Genomic DNA, 14,981 nt, shown 5'->3' with positions numbered 1-14,981 from the left:
GGTGCGGGTGCGGGGTCGGGACCCGCGGAGTGCGGCGCCGGCGGTGGTGAGCCGCCGGCGCCGCCGGAGCGGAACAGCTCAGCTGTTCTGCGCCTCCCAGGTGAAGCCGAGACCGGCCGTCGAGCTCTGGAACGAGTTCGTCAGGTTCGGGTCGACCGTGTAGGTGAAGCGGAAGGCCTTGTACTCCGAGCCGCTGCCGGTGGGCGACCAGGTCGCGAGGCCGTTCGAGTAGCCGGTGTAGGTGGTGCTGAACGTCGACGCGAGGCCGGTGTAGAGCGTCGAGGTGCTTGTGAAGTTGCCGCACGAGCCGAACGAGGTGCCGGCCGCGCCGGAGCTGGTGCCCTGCTCCACCTTGAGGGTGATGTACGGGGCGAGCGTGCCGGTCGCGGTCGAGGTCGCGTAGAGCTTGACGGCGGAGGCGAGCGTGCCGGTCGAGGTGACCGTGATGCAGTTGCTGCCGGTCGAGCCCGGCTTGAGGCCGGAGGCGTTGAACATGGCGCCGTTCGCGTCGTCGTCGGTGAGCACGACGGAGCCGGTGGTCCAGTTGTTGGTCGGGTTCGAGGTCGTCGCCGAGAAGGCGGAGTAGGAGCCGCCGGCGATGAGCGCGCCGCTGAGGATGACGGCGGCGGGGATCGCGGCGAAGGCGGCGATGCGCGCGGCGCGGACGGACGGGCGGCGGACGGCGCGGTGGGCGGAGCTGGACATCTCGGGTTTCTCCTGATCGGTGAGACGGTTTTCGGCATGGGTCATCCCGGTCGGACGAGCCCCCCAGAACTCCGCTGCCGGATGGACGGCTCGACGCGTAGTTCGATGATCAAGTTATTCACCCGGTACGTAGTCGACAAGACCGTCGATGCCCCCAGTGCGGGGGTGCAACCGCTTGCATGCCTGGAATCACGGGTGCTCGCGTGCCATATTGAGACCACCCGAGCACCGCTTGACGCACGGATCCGACGTGCGCACCACCCTGATTCCTGAAGGGGATCCCATGACCGACGCCCTCGCCGCGCCCGACCTGCACCTCGTCGACGACGTGCCGGCCCACCACGACATCGCCGACGCCATGAACGCCTTCGCGCTGCTGCGTGCCGCCAACTCGCGCCTGCTCGACGCCCTCGCCTCGTCGCTCCACGTCGCCGCCACCGACTTCCGGGCGCTGTTCCACATCGCCGGATCCGAGCGGGTCACGCCGAAGCAGATCTCCGAGCACCTCGGGCTCACGACCGGGGCGATGACCTCGCTCGTCGACCGCATCGAGGGCGCCGGCCTCGCCGTCCGCGTCGCGAACCCCGCCGACCGCCGCAGCCTGCATGTGGAGCTGACCCCGGCCGGCCGCATCGCCGTCGACCGCGGTGGCGCGATCTACGGAGAGGCCTTCGGCCGCGCCATCCCGCAGAAGGACCTCACCGCGGTCACCCGCGCGTTCGCGCAGCTCGCCGAGAACCTCGGCGCCGCGGCCGACCGCATCCGCTGAGCCTGCTCGCGCTTCTCGCCGGCTGAGGAGGCGCGCCAGCGCCGTCTCGAAGCCGCACGCACGCAGACCCGAGGCTTCGAGACAGGCCGTCGACGGCCTTCCTCGGCCAGCGGTGCTGCGGGTGCGTCAGGGTCAGACCGCGCCGGCGCCGAGCACCTCGGTCAGCGGCGCGGACCAGGTGCCCCGCAGCTCCTCGACCGGCAGCGTGAACAGCCCCTGCAGCTCCAGCGCGGCGCCGTCCGCGCCGCCGTCGTCGGTGACGCCGATGCGCAGCACCGGGTAGCCGCGGCCCTCGCACATCCGGATGAACTTCACGTCCTCCTCGCGCGGCACGGCCACGAGCACCCGGCCGGTCGACTCGCTGAACAGCGCGGTCGCGGCGTCGATGCCGTCGCGCGCGAGCAGGTCGCCGAGGGAGACCCGGGCGCCGACGCCGAAGCGCAGCGCGCCCTCCGCCAGCGCCGTCACGAGCCCGCCGTCCGCGAGGTCGTGGGCGGCGTTGAACAGCCCCTCCTTCGCCGCGTTCGCGAGGAGGTCGCCGAGCGCCTTCTCGCGGGTGAGGTCGACGGCCGGAGGGCGTCCGCCGAGGTGTCCGTGCACGACGCCGGCCCAGGCGGAGCCGTCCAGCTCCAGCGCGGTCGTGCCGAGCAGGTAGAGGTTGTCGCCCGCGTCCTGCCAGCCCGACGGCACCCGCCGGGCGACGTCGTCGATCGTGCCCATGACCGCGACGACCGGGGTCGGGTGGATCGGCACGTCGCCGGTCTGGTTGTAGAAGCTGACGTTGCCGCCGGTGACCGGGATGCCCATCTCGAGGCAGCCGTCGGCGAGGCCCTCGACGGCCTCGACGAACTGCCACATGACCTCGGGGTCCTCGGGGCTGCCGAAGTTCAGGCAGTCGCTGACGGCGGCCGGCACGGCGCCGGTCACCGCGACGTTGCGGTACGCCTCCGCGAGTGCGAGCTTCGCGCCCTCGCGCGGATCGAGGTAGCAGTAGCGCCCGTTCGCGTCGGTGGCGATCGCGAAGCCGAGCCCGCTCGTCTCGTCGACGCGCACCATGCCGCCGTCGTCCGGGTAGCTCAGGGCGGTGTTGCCGAGCACGTACTTGTCGTACTGCGCCGTGATGCGGCTCTTGTCGGCGAGATTGGCGCTGCCGATCAGGGCGAGCGTCTGCGCGCGGAGGGTGTCGCCGTCCTCCGGGCGGGCGAGCGCCGCGGCGCTGTCGGACTGCACGCGGTCGAGCCAGACGGGACGGACGTAGGGCCGCTCGTAGACCGGGCCGTCGACCGCGACGGTGCGCGGGTCGACGTCGACGATGGTCTCGCCGTGCCAGGTGATGACGAGCCGGCCGCTGTCGGTGACCTCGCCGAGCACGCTCGCCTCGACGTCCCACTTGGCGGTGACGGCGAGGAAGCCCTCGAGCTTCTCCGGCGTGACGACCGCCATCATCCGCTCCTGGCTCTCCGACATGAGGATCTCCTCGGCGGTGAGCGTGGGGTCGCGCAGCAGCACGTCGTCGAGCGCGATGGCCATGCCGCCGTCGCCGTTCGAGGCCAGCTCGCTCGTCGCGCAGGAGATGCCGGCGGCGCCGAGGTCCTGGATGCCCTCCACGAGGCCCTCGCGGTAGAGCTCGAGGCAGCACTCGATGAGCACCTTCTCCATGAACGGGTCGCCGACCTGCACGGCGGGGCGCTTGCGGCCGGCGCCCTCGTCGAACGACTCGGAGGCGAGGATCGAGGCGCCGCCGATGCCGTCGCCGCCGGTGCGCGAGCCGAACAGCACCACCTTGTTGCCGGCGCCGCGGGCGTTCGCGAGGTGCAGGTCCTCGTGGCGGAGCACGCCGACGGCGAGCGCGTTGACCAGCGGGTTGGCCTGGTACACCGGGTCGAACCAGGTCTCGCCGCCGATGTTCGGCAGACCGAGGCAGTTGCCGTAGAAGCTGATGCCGCTCACGACGCCCGGCACGACCCGCGCGGTGTCGGGGTGGTCGATCGCGCCGAAGCGGAGCGCGTCCATCACGGCGACCGGACGTGCGCCCATCGAGATGATGTCGCGCACGATGCCGCCGACGCCGGTCGCGGCGCCCTGGAACGGCTCGACGTAGCTCGGGTGATTGTGGCTCTCGATCTTGAAGGTGACGGCCCAGCCCTCGCCGATGTCGACGACCCCGGCGTTCTCGCCCATGCCGACCATGAGGTTGGTCTTCATCTCGTCGCTGACGCGCTCGCCGAACTTGCGGAGGTGCACCTTCGAGCTCTTGTAGGAGCAGTGCTCGCTCCACATGACGGAGTACATCGCCAGCTCGCCGCTGGTGGGGCGCCGGCCGAGGATCTCGCGGATGCGCAGGTACTCGTCGGTCTTCAGGCCGAGCGCGGCGTACGGCTGCTCCCGCTCCGGGGTGGCGACGGCGTCGTCCACCGTGTCGATGGAGGAGCGGGGGGCGGGGGCGGCATCCGTCACCCTGCCGATTCTTCCAGGTTTCGACGGGGGCGGCGCGCGCGGCCGGGGCGGGGGCTCGTCGGCTCGGATCCCCGACCACTGCACGCGGATGGCCGGTGCACCGCCCCGCGGACCGTGCGTCTGCGTGCACTCGCGACCCAGATGATCGCGCTGTGGATGACCGGAGCCGTCATATCGTCACCCACGGCACGATCGGCGGGTGACCCGTCGCGCACCGCTCGCCTCGTCGCTCGGCGCCGCGTTCCGCGTGCAGGATGCACGGGAGGCGGGTGCGAGCCGCGGTCGGCTGCGTGCCGCGGACCTCACCGCGCCGTTCGCGGGGATCAGGCGGCGCGTTCCGGCACCACGCGGTCCGCTCGCACGGGTCCGCGACTCCGCGCCGCTGCTCCGACCGGGCGACCGCTTCTCCCACGTCTCTGCGGCCCTGATCTGGTCCGCGCCGCTGCCGGCCGCGATCCCGGTGGACGTCGTGCACGTGACATCTGCGATCGCGGGTCAGGCGCGCAGTCGAGGCGTCGTGGGCCACCGCTCCGCCCTGGACGACGCCGGAGCGCCTCGTCGAAGTGGCCGCGGCGTTCCGGGGACGGGGCGGTCGTCGCGCTCGCGAGGCCGCGGCGCAGGTGCGCGGCGGGGCGGAGTCGCCGAAGGAGACCGAGCTGCGCCTGCTGCTCGCGCGGCACGGGCTGGTCGCGCCTCGACTCGACGTCGACGTGCTCGACGACGCCGGTCGCTGGATCGGCCGCTTCGACCTCGTCTGGCAGCGCGAACGAGTCGCGGTGGAGTACGACGGCGATCAGCACCGCACGGATCGCCGACAGTACGAGATCGACGTGCGCCGGCTCGACCGTGAGGCGGATGCAGCCTGGCGCGTGGTCCGGGTGCGCAGCGCCGGGCTCCGCGGCGGTGCGCCGGACACGGTCGCTCGTGTTCGACGTGCGATCGACCGCGGTGCGAACGGCTCACCGGGTCGGATCCGCGACCGCGACTGAACGCAGATGGCGAGTGGCGGGCGTCTGCACCCGCCGATCGCGTGCAGTCGCGAGGGCGAGCGACCCGGACCCGGGACCTCAGACCCCGGCGAGCACGTGCTCGATCGCGCTGCGGAAGAACGTGAGGCCGTCGACACCGGAGCGCATCGCGGCGGAGGTGTCCGGTCCGAAGCCCGGCTCGGTCGCGTGCTCGGGGTGCGGCATCAGGCCGACCACGTTGCCGCGCTCGTTGGCGACCCCGGCGATGTCGTTCGCGGAGCCGTTCGGGTTCACGCCGAGGTAGCGGAACACCACGCGGCCCTCGCCCTCGAGCCGCGCGAGCGTCTCGGCGTCCGCGAGGAAGCCGCCCTCGCCGTTCTTCAGCGGCACGACGATCTCCTGGCCCTGCTCGAAGCCCGAGGTCCAGGCGGTACCGGTGCTCTCGACGCGGAGCAGCTGGTCGCGGCAGACGAAGTCGCCGTGGTCGTTGCGGATCAGGCCGCCCGGCAGCAGGTGCGCCTCGACCAGGATCTGGAAGCCGTTGCAGATGCCGAGGACCGGCATCCCGGCGTCCGCGGCGGCGACGACCTCGGACATGATCGGCGCGTGCGCGGCGATCGCGCCGCAGCGCAGGTAGTCGCCGTAGCTGAAGCCGCCGGGGAGCACGATCGCGTCGACGCCCTGGAGGTCGTGGTCGGCGTGCCAGAGCGCCACCGGCTCGGCGCCGGCGAGCCGCACCGCCCGCTGGGCGTCGCGGTCGTCGAGCGAGCCCGGGAAGGTGACGACGCCGATCCTCACGCGGCCGACTCCGCGGGGTAGACGCGCAGCACGTCCTCGATGACGCCGTTGGAGAGCAGGTCGTCGGCGAGGCGGCGGGCCTCGGCGAGCGTCGCGTCGGTCACCTCGTCGACCTCGAGCTCGAAGCGCTTGCCGATGCGGACGCCCGAGAAGTGCCCGAGGCCCTGCTTGGCGAGGGCTCCGGCGACGGCCTTGCCCGCCGGGTCCAGCAGCTCGGCCTTCGGCATGACCTCGACGACGATGGTGGGCACGTGGCGCTCCAGAGGGTCGGTGGGAGGGAGGCCGCCAGTCTATCGGCGCAGCGTCCGCGCGATCGCCGCCGCCATCCGCTCGTAGCCGGCGGCGTCCGGATGGAACCGATCGAGTGCCGTGCTGGCCCCGTCGAACCCGGTCGCCATCCCGGCGCCCCAGGTCGCGGTCACGCGGGCGGCCGCCCGGCGCAGGCCGGCGGCGTGGGCGCCGAGCGCCCAGCGCATCGGCTGGGGGAGCACGTCGAGCCGGTCGAAGCGCGGCGCCGCGACGACCACCACCCGCCGGTCGAGCCGGCGCGCGGCGAGCGTGCGGGTCAGCGTCGCGAGGTCGCGCGCGAAGGCCCGCGGCGAGCGCAGGCGGAGGGCGTCGTTCCAGCCGACGACGACCACGACGAGCCCGGCCGGATCCTCGAGCGCGGCCGGGAGCAGCTCGTCACGCACGTCGGCGGCGGTCGCGCCGTTGCGTCCGAGCGCGCGCCAGGTGACGGTCGTGCCGGGCTCGTCGTCGGCGAGCAGCTCGGCGAGGCGGCCGGCGAGGCCGTCGGCCGCGGCCTCCGTCCCGGTGCCGATCGAGGTCGAGTCGCCGAGCACCAGCAGGCGGAGGGCGTCGGACCCGGCACCGGCCTCCCCGGTCCAGGGCCCGGGCGGCGGCGGCAGCCGCGGCGTGCTCGCGCTGAGGCGCCGCGCCTGCGCGAGCACGACGGGCGCGGTCAGCAGGAACGGGAGCCGGCTCACCCGTCGTGCCGCTCGATCGGGTCTGAGACGGCGAGCGACCACACCGCGACGCCGTTGAGGCCGCGGTCCTTCGCGAGGGCGATCCGCGCCGTCAGCGAGCGCGCGTCCGCCCACCAGAACACCGACCCGTCCGAGAGGGTGGCCGTCCATTCCTGCGACGCGTCGTCCCAGGTGGCGGTGGCGCCGTCCTCCGTGACGAGGCGCCGCGCCTGCACGTCGCCGAGGGATCGGGCGCCGAGCGTGCCGCCCCAGCGGTAGCCGTAGCCCGCGACGCCGAGGTCGACCTGGGCCGGCGCGACGAGCTGCAGCAGCGCGTCGAGGCACTGGGTCTGCCAGTCGATCGAGCCGACGGGCCCGGGCGCCGCCGGGTTCCAGGTGCCGTGCTGGTCGTAGGCCATCATCGTGAGGTGGTCGAGGTGCTCGGCCAGGGCGGCGACGTCGTAGCCGCGGGTGAGGTAGCCCTCCGGCGTGCGGGCGGACGGGATGGCGGCCTCCAGCCGCACCGACGGCCCGACCGCGTCGCGCAGGTCGCGGGCGAACTGCACCAGGCCGCCGGCCTCCTTCGACGACAGCGCCTCGAAGTCGAGCATGATGCCGTCCCAGCCGTGCGCCGTCACGATGTCGGCGAGCCGGGTGGCGACGACGATCCGGTGGGCGGGGCTGCTCAGCAGCCCGGCGGCGAGCGATCTGCTGAACCCGGTGCCGGGGCGCGAGTTCGTGACGAGGATCGTCGCCTCCTTGCCGAGCGACTTCGCCCGGTCGAGCTGGCGCAGCACCTTATCGGTCGGCTCGCTGACCGTGGCGCCCTCGTCGCGGAGCGCGATCGAGCCGACCGAGACGACGTCGAGGCCGTCCGCGCTCGCCGTAATCCGGTCCGGGTTCGAGTAGTCGGGCTGCCACGCGGTCATCTCGAGCGCGCCGTCGTTGCGGGCGCCGAGCGGATCGGCCGTCGGCTCGGGCACGGGCGCGCCGAGTCCGCAGCCCGCCAGCAGCGCGATCACCGCGGCGGACCCGGCGGCGGCCAGGACGGCGCGGCGGGTCGGGCGTCGTCGTCCGGATCGCATGCGTCCATGGTGCCGGACGCGCCTGGGATGTCGGCGGACGTCGCCGGCACCGGCGCTCGTGCGGTGCATTCCGTCCGGAGATCCGGGACCGGTGCGACTCGTGAGGCTCTGCGCCCTCGCCCGCCCCGGCTTCCCGGACGGAGTGCGACGATGCGTCAGCCGGCGGCGCTCACCCGTACGCGGTTCGCCCACGGGTCGTCGAACTCGAGCCAGTCGCCGCGCGCGTCGGCGTCGCCGCGGGCGTCGAGCCCGAAGTGCGCCATCCGCTCGCCGAGCTCGCCCAGATCGTCCGCGCCCGGCACGCGGATGTCGACCCGGCCGAGCCCGAGGGTGGGCTGGCGGCGTCCGGCGCCGCGGCTGTTCCAGACGTTCATGGCCATGTGGTGGTGGTAGCCGCCCGCGCTGACGAACAGCGCCTGGCCCGGCACCTCGAACGTCTCCGCGAAGCCGAGCCGGTCGATGTAGAACTCCCGCGCGGGCGCGATGTCGCCCACCGAGAGGTGCACGTGCCCGATGACGGCATCGCCGGAGCCGGGTCCCTCGGCGCCCGCCTCCGTCAGATGCTCCGACAGGAATGCGTTCGGATCGAGAAACAGCGTGCCCATCTCGATCCGGCCGTGCACCCAGCTCCACTGCGTGCGGTCGCGGTCCCAGTAGAGCTCGACGCCGTTGCCCTCCGGGTCGTCGAAGTAGAACGCCTGGCTCACGAGGTGGTCGCTCGAGCCGGTGAAGGCGCCCGCCCGCGAGCGCGCCACGGAGTACACCGCGGCGGCGAGGTCGGCGCGGGTGTCGAACAGGATCGCGGTGTGGAAGAGGCCGGCCTCGCGGGGCGCGGCGTGCCGCAGCTCCGGTGCGTGCTCGAGCACGAGCAGGGTGCGACCGGGGCGTCCCAGCTCGGCACGCGGCCCGTCGTGCGAGAGCAGGTCGAGCCCGACGGCGTCGCGGTAGTAGCGGATCATCGCGTCGAGGTCGGCGACGCGGAGGGTGACGGCGCCCATGGCGGTGGCGTCGGCGAGGCGGTCCATGTGCGCGTTCAACGCCGGAGCGGGGCGATCCATGCCCGGGGCGGCCCTTCGACAGGCTCAGGGATCCGAAGGGTGCGCTCAGGGATCCGAAGGGTGCGATCAGGGATCCGAAGGGTGCGCTCGGGGATCCGAAGGGTGCGCTCAGGGATCCGAGCGTCGGCGTCGACCTAGGTCACGTCCGGGAGGCTCGAGCCGTACGACCACTCGCCGTCGGCGCCGACCGACACCGTGCCGCCGAGCGTCGCGCCCTCGTAGTCGCCCTGCGCCGGGCCGGAGTCCGAGCCCTCGTGGTAGACCGCGTCGAGGTGGATCGCGCCGAGGTCCTTCGCCGAGACGGACCAGCCGTGCCCGTCCCAGGCGCCGAACTCCGCGACCGGCCGCGGCTTCGCCGTCCAGGTCACGTCGGAGTAGGTGACGCCGTCCTCGCCGACGAGCCCGAAGCCGCAGCCGCCGGTGGTGTGCAGTCCGGTCTGCGCCAGGCAGGCGTCGTAGAAGGCGTCGACCGCCTCGCCGGCGCGCTGCTCGCCCTCGGCGCTGAGCGGGCTGCGGAAGGTGAGCGCGACCGTGTCGCCGCCCGTCGCGAGCGCGACGGCGACGTCCGCGTCCTCCTCCTCCACGATCGAGTCGCTGCTCCGCGTCGAGAACCGGTAGCTGCCCGGCAGGGCCGGGAGCGCGGCGCGCAGGTCCACGCGGTCGCCGAGGTGCTCCACCGTGCTGCCGCTCGGCAGCGGGGTGACGAGCGAGACGCGGCCGAGCACGTCGGGCTCCACGCGCCAGGCGCCGCCGACGGTCCGTACGGGGAACGCGACCTCGGTCGAGCCGAGCCGGGCCCGCACCGTCGCCACGACGGTCGCGGTGGTGCCGTGCCGGGTGACGGATCCGATCTTCACGCCGCCGATGCCCGCGTCGCCGTCGCGGAACGCGCGATCCGTCAGCAGCGCCGGGTCCCCGGCCGGCTTCGAGGCCAGCGCGGCGACGGCATGCTCGGCGCGGCCGTTCCGCAGGTCGTCGACGAAGCCGCGCACGGCCGCCTCGGGTGAGGCGGTCGGATCGCCGCCGCGGATGGCGAGGACGGCCGCGCCCGCACCGGTCCCGGCGACGAGCACCGCGGCCGCGATCACGACCGGCAGCACCCAGCGCCGACGTCGCCGGGCCGGGCGCTCCGGCTCGGGCGGCTCGGAGCCGGGCGGCGGCGCCGTGCGGAACTCCGGCGGCACGACCGGCAGCTCGACCGGTCGCTCGTCGCCGTAGCCGATGCCGCTCACGCGCTCGCCGCGTCCTCCGTGGGAGCCTCCGCGGCATCGTCCGCCCCCAGCACCAGCGCGAAGCAGAGCGAGTCGTCGGAGTGCAGGTAGTGGCCGAAGCGCGGGATGGGCGTGTAGCCCTCGCGCTGGTAGAACCGCACGGCGTCGGGCTGCAGCGTGCCGGTCTCGAGCACGAGCCGCGTCCAGCCGAGCTCGCGCGCGGCGACCTCGAGCCCCCGCAGCACGGCGGTGGCCACGCCCCGGCCGCGGAAGGCCGGGTCGGCGTACATCCGCTTGATCTCGCCGTGCGTCGCGTCGATCCGGCGGAGTCCGCCGCAGCCGGCCGGCACCCCGTCGACGGAGGCGACGAGGAACAGCGCGATGTCGTCGGCCGTGGGCGCCGGGCCGGGCTCCGAGTCCGGTGTGCCGTAGCGGGTCTCGATCTCGACGCGCTGGGCGGCGCGGAGGGCGGCGCCGCGGGGGTCGTCCCAGCCGACGCGCTCCAGCAGCACCGCGGGGGTCATCCGCGCAGCCGGCGTCCGAGCTCGCGGTAGCGGGCGGACGTGCGCTCGAGGATCTCGCCGGGCAGCTCGGGCGGCGTGCCCGTGCGGTCCCAGACGGAGGCGAGCCAGTCGCGCACGATCTGCTTGTCGAAGCTGTCGAGGCGCCCCGGGCCGCCGGCCGCGTAGTGCTCGGCGTCCCAGTAGCGGCTCGAGTCCGGCGTCAGCACCTCGTCGGCGATCACGATCGCGCCGCCGGCCGACGGGTCGCGGCCGAACTCGAACTTCGTGTCGGCGAGGATCAGGCCGCGCGCCTCCGCGATCGCGGACGCCTCGGCGAACACCGCGAGGCTCCGGTCGCGCAGCTCCGCGGCGGTCTCGACGCCGACCAGGTCCACCGTGCGCTCGAACGTGATGTTCTCGTCATGCTGGCCGAGCGGGGCCTTCCAGGCGGGCGTGTAGATCGGCTCGGGCAGCCGGTCGCCGTTCGCGAGCCCGGCGGGCAGCGCGATGCCGCACACCGTGCCGGACGCCTGGTACTCGACCCAGCCGGAGCCGACGAGGAACCCGCGCACGACGCATTCGATCGGGAGCATGTCGAGCTCGCGCACGAGCATCGCCCGCTCGGCGATGCCCTCCGGCAGGTGCTCGCCGAGCGACGGATGCGCGGCCGCGAGGTGGTTCGGCATGCCGAGGCGGTCGAACCACCAGAGGCTGAGCTGCGTGAGCACGGCGCCCTTGCCCGGCACACCGGGCTCGAGCACGTGGTCGAAGGCGCTCACCCGATCGGATGCCACCACGAGCATGCGTCCGGGCTGGTCGTCGGACCGGTAGAGGTCGCGCACCTTGCCGGAGTACACGTGCCGCCAGCCGAGCGTGGCGAGGCGGGGATCGCCGGAGGCGCCCGGGACCGTGCCCGCGGGCTCGCCGCCGGCGCCGGTCACGACCGGGCCGCCGAGTCCGCGATGTCGCGGCGGTACTGGCCGCCCTCGAGCTCGATGTCGTCGAGTGCCGCGTACACCCGGCGTCGCGCCTCCGCGATGTCGGCCCCGCGGCCGACCACGCTGAGCACCCGGCCGCCGGTGGCCACGAAGCGGCCGTCGACGAGCGCCGTCGCGGCGTGCTCGACCACGACGTCCGACACGAGGTCGAGGCCGTCGATCGGGCGTCCGGTGACCGGCGAGTCGGGGTAGCCCTCGCTCGCGAGCACGACCGTCACGGCGGCGTCCGTGCTGAAGCGCGGGTACGGCAGGCGGGCGAGGCCGCCCGCGGCCGACGCGAGCAGCAGCTCCGACAGCGGGGTCTCGAGCCGGGCGAGCACCACCTGCGTCTCCGGGTCGCCGAACCGCGCGTTGAACTCGATGACGCGGATGCCCTGCTCGGTCACGATGAGCCCGCAGTAGAGCAGGCCGATGAACGGGGTGCCGGCGGCCTCGAGCGTGCGGACCGTCGGGCGGCCGACCGTGTCGATCACCTCGTCGACGAAGTCCGCCTCGGTCTCCCAGCGCGGCTGCAGCCACGGCAGCGGCGAGTAGGCGCCCATGCCGCCGGTGTTCGGACCCTCGTCGCCGTCGTGGAGGCGCTTGAAGTCCTGCGCCGGCGCGAGCGGCAGCACGTCGTGGCCGTCCGAGAGCAGGAACAGCGAGACCTCGCGGCCGGCGAGGAACTCCTCGACGAGCACGCCGCCCTGCTGCAGGTAGAACTGGGCGTGGTCGATCGCGGCCGCGCGGTCCTCGGTGACGATGACGCCCTTGCCCGCGGCCAGGCCGTCGGCCTTGATCACGTACGGCGAGCCGAGCACGTCGAGCGCGGTCTCGACCTCCTCGATCGTGGTCGCGCGGGTGGCGCTGCCGGTCGGCACCTGCGCCTCCGCCATGATCCGCTTCGCGAAGGCCTTCGAGCCCTCGAGCTCGGCAGCGGCCTTCCCGGGGCCGAAGACCGGGATGCCGTGCTTGCGCACCGCGTCGGCGACGCCCGCCACGAGGGGCGCCTCCGGTCCGATCACGAGGAGGTCGACCGCGTTGTCGCGCGCGTAGTCGGCGACGAGTCGCCCGTCGGAGGCGTTGAGCCCGACCGTCTCCACGTCCGCCGCGATGCCGGCATTGCCGGGGGCCGCGGTGATCTCGTGGCCGGCGTCCTCCGCGAGGAGGGCCTTGACGATCGCGTGCTCGCGGGCTCCCGAGCCCAGGACGAGGATGCGCACCGGACCAGGGTACTCGGGCGGGACGGCACCGGGATCCGCTCCCGCGGGTACCGTGTCGGCATGGCCCGCGCCCGCATCCCCGACACCGAGGGGCGACCCGCGTACGACGCGGCGCTGGCGGGGGCGACGGAGCGCCCGGTGGTCGCGCTCGCCGTCCGCTGGACGCTCCAGGTGCTGGCGGAGCTGCGCCCCGGCCACACCGTCGAGGTGCGCGTGCCGCCGTTCGGCGCCGTGCAGGCGATCGAGGGGCCGCGGCACACCCGCGGCACCCCGCCGAACGTCGTCGAGACGGATGCCGTCACCTGGCTCGCGATGGCCTCCGGCCGGCTCACCTGGGCGGAGGCGGTCGCCGCGGCGCGGGTCTCGGCGTCCGGCTCGCGCGCGGACCTGGCCGACGCGCTGCCGGTCGTCCGCGGCTGACGCGTGCGGCTGACGTGCGCGGCCGACGCGCGCGCGGCTCACGGCGTCGGCCCGGCTGCGCGGTTCTCGGGCCGTGGGGCAGATCCGGCGCGGGTGGCGGCGCGTCCCGCGCGTCGGGCCTGAGAACCGCGCGCAGTCGGACCTCTCACCCGCGGCCTGGGAGGATGGAGGCGTGAGCGAGCAGCCTGCCGACCGTCCCGACCGGGTGCGGGTGCGCCGCGCTCCGAAGCTCGGCGTGTTCATCGGGCTCGGCGCCGCGCTCGGCATCATCACGGCCCTCGTGCTCACGACCGTCTTCCCCGTGGACGAGGAGGTCGGCTTCGCCGGCACGTTCGGCTACCTCGCGATCTGGGGCGCCGTGCTCGGCGTCGTCGTCGGCGCGGTCGTCGGGCTCGTGCTCGACGCCGTGCTCGCGCGCCGCGCGCGCGAGGTCGCCGTCGAGGTCGAGGTCGTCGAGGCGCCGGAGGAGCTCGAGTCGTCCGACCCGGGTGTCGGACCGGACCCCGACGTCGCCGCGGAGCCGATCGACCCGGAGCCCGCCGCCGAGGCGGACCCGGAGCCCGCCGCTGAGGCCGACCCCGACGCCGACGAGGACCCGGATGCCGCCCCGGACCCGGAGCCCCGCGCGTGAGCCGCATCCCGGCCGATCCGCTGGCCGCGCTCCGCGGGCGCACGAGCGTGAAGTGGCGCACGTTCCCCGACGACGTGCTGCCGCTCTTCGTCGCCGAGATGGACTACCCGCTGATGCCGGCGCTCGCCGAGGCCGTGATCGACCGCCTCCGCGCGAACGACGCCGGATACGTCGAGGGGTCGCGTCCGGTCGCCGACGCGTTCGCCGGGTTCGCCCGCGACCGCTGGGACTGGCGCGTCGATCCGGAGGCCGTGCTCGCGACGACGGACGTCAGCGTCGTGCTCGTGGAGACGCTGCGCGCCGCGATCCAGCCCGGCGACGGCGTCGTCATCATGCCGCCGGTCTACCCGCCGTTCTTCGACCTCGTGCCCGAGGCCGGCGGCACGGTCGTCGAGGTGCCGCTCCGGCTCGACGCCGCCCGGCTCGCGGGCGAGGGCGCCGGCGCCTGGTCGATGGACCTCGCCGGCATCGAGACCGCGCTCGCCGCGGGAGCGCGGGCCGTGCTGCTGTGCTCCCCGCACAACCCGATCGGCCTGGTGCACCCGCGCGAGCAGCTCGCCGAGCTCGCGGACATCGCCCGTCGCCACGGCGCCCTCGTGCTCAGCGACGAGATCCACGCCCCGCTCGTGCACGCGGACTCGACGTTCGTGCCGTTCCTCGCCGTCTCGGATGCCGCCCGCGAGGTCGGCCTGGCCGCGCACTCCGCGAGCAAGGCCTTCAACATCGCCGGGCTGAAGTGCGCGCTGTTCGTCGGCGAGGGCGAGCGCAGCCGCTCCCTCATCGCCGGGATGCCGGAGGAGGTCGGGTTCCGCGCCGGCAAGCTCGGCGCCGAGGCCTCCGTCGTCGCCTTCCGCGACGGCGGCGCCTGGCTGGACGACGTGGTCGAGACGATCGCCGCCTCCCGCGTGCTGCTGCGCGAGCTGCTGGCGGAGCACCTCCCGGAGGCGGTCTACCACGAGCCGCGCGCGTCGTTCCTCGGCTGGGTCGACCTCTCCGCGGCGGGCTGGGGCGACGACCCGGCCGCGGTGCTGCTGGAGCGTGCGAAGGTGGCGCTCGGCAACGGACCCGCGTTCGGCGGACCCGGCCGCGGCTTCGTGCGGTTCAACCTGGCCTGCGCGCCCGAGGTGCTGACGGAGGCCGTGGAGCGGATCGCCGCCGCGCGCTGAGTCGCCTGCCCCTCACGCGTCGCGCGCTGACGCCCGCCGCTCAGG

General features: G+C 74.4%; 16 protein-coding genes. 5 read left to right on the top strand and 11 right to left on the bottom strand.

Annotation, left to right across the window (positions count from 1 at the left end):
- Positions 1-78: 78 nt before the first annotated feature.
- Positions 79-705: a hypothetical protein gene (locus AC1RSJ_RS07640; protein WP_493117758.1), complete on the bottom strand. Its 627-nt coding sequence runs from the start codon at positions 703-705 to the stop codon at positions 79-81.
- A 283-nt stretch (positions 706-988) separates the two neighbouring features.
- On the opposite strand from AC1RSJ_RS07640, the gene AC1RSJ_RS07635 reads away from it, so the two are divergent.
- Positions 989-1,474 carry a MarR family winged helix-turn-helix transcriptional regulator gene (locus tag AC1RSJ_RS07635; RefSeq protein WP_493117757.1) on the top strand — a complete coding sequence of 162 codons (486 nt, stop codon included), beginning with the start codon at positions 989-991 and terminating at the stop codon, positions 1,472-1,474.
- 132 nt (positions 1,475-1,606) lie between these two features.
- Here the strand turns inward: AC1RSJ_RS07635 and purL are convergent, their stop codons facing one another.
- Positions 1,607-3,931 (bottom strand): phosphoribosylformylglycinamidine synthase subunit PurL, encoded by a 2,325-nt coding sequence (purL, locus tag AC1RSJ_RS07630; protein ID WP_493117756.1) that lies wholly within the window; start codon positions 3,929-3,931, stop codon positions 1,607-1,609.
- Positions 3,932-4,494: 563 nt separating this feature from the next.
- On the opposite strand from purL, the gene AC1RSJ_RS07625 reads away from it, so the two are divergent.
- Positions 4,495-4,920, top strand: a complete 426-nt coding sequence (locus AC1RSJ_RS07625) for a putative endonuclease domain-containing protein (RefSeq protein ID WP_493117755.1) — start codon at positions 4,495-4,497, stop codon at positions 4,918-4,920.
- Between the two features lie 78 nt (positions 4,921-4,998).
- Here the strand turns inward: AC1RSJ_RS07625 and purQ are convergent, their stop codons facing one another.
- The 9 genes from purQ to purD form a co-directional block, all read right to left on the bottom strand.
- Positions 4,999-5,697 (bottom strand): phosphoribosylformylglycinamidine synthase subunit PurQ, encoded by a 699-nt coding sequence (gene purQ, locus AC1RSJ_RS07620; RefSeq protein WP_493117754.1) that lies wholly within the window; start codon positions 5,695-5,697, stop codon positions 4,999-5,001.
- Positions 5,694-5,948: a phosphoribosylformylglycinamidine synthase subunit PurS gene (locus tag AC1RSJ_RS07615; RefSeq protein ID WP_493117753.1), complete on the bottom strand. Its 255-nt coding sequence runs from the start codon at positions 5,946-5,948 to the stop codon at positions 5,694-5,696. The genes purQ and AC1RSJ_RS07615 overlap by 4 nt, the downstream gene beginning before the upstream one ends.
- A gap of 39 nt (positions 5,949-5,987) precedes the next feature.
- Positions 5,988-6,683, bottom strand: a complete 696-nt coding sequence (locus tag AC1RSJ_RS07610; protein ID WP_493117752.1) for a GDSL-type esterase/lipase family protein — start codon at positions 6,681-6,683, stop codon at positions 5,988-5,990.
- Positions 6,680-7,747 (bottom strand): glycosyl hydrolase family 18 protein, encoded by a 1,068-nt coding sequence (locus AC1RSJ_RS07605; RefSeq protein ID WP_493117751.1) that lies wholly within the window; start codon positions 7,745-7,747, stop codon positions 6,680-6,682. Before AC1RSJ_RS07605 ends, AC1RSJ_RS07610 begins: the two co-directional genes overlap by 4 nt.
- Positions 7,748-7,902: 155 nt before the next feature.
- Complete coding sequence (locus tag AC1RSJ_RS07600; protein WP_493117750.1) at positions 7,903-8,772, bottom strand: VOC family protein; 870 nt, start codon at positions 8,770-8,772, stop codon at positions 7,903-7,905.
- Between the two features lie 167 nt (positions 8,773-8,939).
- Positions 8,940-10,037 (bottom strand): hypothetical protein, encoded by a 1,098-nt coding sequence (locus tag AC1RSJ_RS07595; RefSeq protein ID WP_493117749.1) that lies wholly within the window; start codon positions 10,035-10,037, stop codon positions 8,940-8,942.
- Positions 10,034-10,540 carry a GNAT family N-acetyltransferase gene (locus AC1RSJ_RS07590; RefSeq protein ID WP_493117748.1) on the bottom strand — a complete coding sequence of 169 codons (507 nt, stop codon included), beginning with the start codon at positions 10,538-10,540 and terminating at the stop codon, positions 10,034-10,036. Before AC1RSJ_RS07590 ends, AC1RSJ_RS07595 begins: the two co-directional genes overlap by 4 nt.
- On the bottom strand, positions 10,537-11,376 hold the full coding sequence (locus tag AC1RSJ_RS07585) for a phosphoribosylaminoimidazolesuccinocarboxamide synthase (RefSeq protein WP_493117901.1): 840 nt from the start codon (positions 11,374-11,376) through the stop codon (positions 10,537-10,539). Before AC1RSJ_RS07585 ends, AC1RSJ_RS07590 begins: the two co-directional genes overlap by 4 nt.
- An 80-nt stretch (positions 11,377-11,456) precedes the next feature.
- Complete coding sequence (gene purD, locus AC1RSJ_RS07580) at positions 11,457-12,719, bottom strand: phosphoribosylamine--glycine ligase (protein WP_493117747.1); 1,263 nt, start codon at positions 12,717-12,719, stop codon at positions 11,457-11,459.
- Positions 12,720-12,779: 60 nt separating this feature from the next.
- Between purD and AC1RSJ_RS07575 the strand changes: the two genes are divergently transcribed.
- The 3 genes from AC1RSJ_RS07575 to AC1RSJ_RS07565 all read left to right on the top strand — a co-directional run bounded on the left by AC1RSJ_RS07575 (position 12,780) and on the right by AC1RSJ_RS07565 (position 14,936).
- Positions 12,780-13,139, top strand: coding sequence for a sterol carrier family protein (locus AC1RSJ_RS07575; protein ID WP_493117746.1), 360 nt, complete (start codon positions 12,780-12,782; stop codon positions 13,137-13,139).
- A gap of 172 nt (positions 13,140-13,311) precedes the next feature.
- Positions 13,312-13,770, top strand: a complete 459-nt coding sequence (locus AC1RSJ_RS07570; protein ID WP_493117745.1) for a hypothetical protein — start codon at positions 13,312-13,314, stop codon at positions 13,768-13,770.
- Positions 13,767-14,936, top strand: a complete 1,170-nt coding sequence (locus AC1RSJ_RS07565) for a MalY/PatB family protein (protein WP_493117744.1) — start codon at positions 13,767-13,769, stop codon at positions 14,934-14,936. The genes AC1RSJ_RS07570 and AC1RSJ_RS07565 overlap by 4 nt, the downstream gene beginning before the upstream one ends.
- Positions 14,937-14,981: the final 45 nt, after the last annotated feature.

This window comes from Schumannella sp. GW821-FHT10F01, assembly GCF_058809295.1.
Note: the sequence above shows the minus strand (reverse complement) of the source record. Positions and strands in the feature narration are given on the sequence as shown.

Bases quoted from the DNA above. Each gene is read 5' to 3' on its own strand.
- AC1RSJ_RS07640 (WP_493117758.1), bottom strand. From the start codon at position 705: ATGTCCAGCTCCGCCCACCGCGCCGTCCGCCGCCCGTCCGTCCGCGCC.
- AC1RSJ_RS07635 (WP_493117757.1), top strand. From the start codon at position 989: ATGACCGACGCCCTCGCCGCGCCCGACCTGCACCTCGTCGACGACGTG.
- AC1RSJ_RS07605 (WP_493117751.1), bottom strand. From the start codon at position 7,747: ATGCGATCCGGACGACGACGCCCGACCCGCCGCGCCGTCCTGGCCGCC.
- AC1RSJ_RS07600 (WP_493117750.1), bottom strand. From the start codon at position 8,772: ATGGACCGCCTCGCCGACGCCACCGCCATGGGCGCCGTCACCCTCCGC.
- AC1RSJ_RS07590 (WP_493117748.1), bottom strand. From the start codon at position 10,540: ATGACCCCCGCGGTGCTGCTGGAGCGCGTCGGCTGGGACGACCCCCGC.
- AC1RSJ_RS07575 (WP_493117746.1), top strand. From the start codon at position 12,780: ATGGCCCGCGCCCGCATCCCCGACACCGAGGGGCGACCCGCGTACGAC.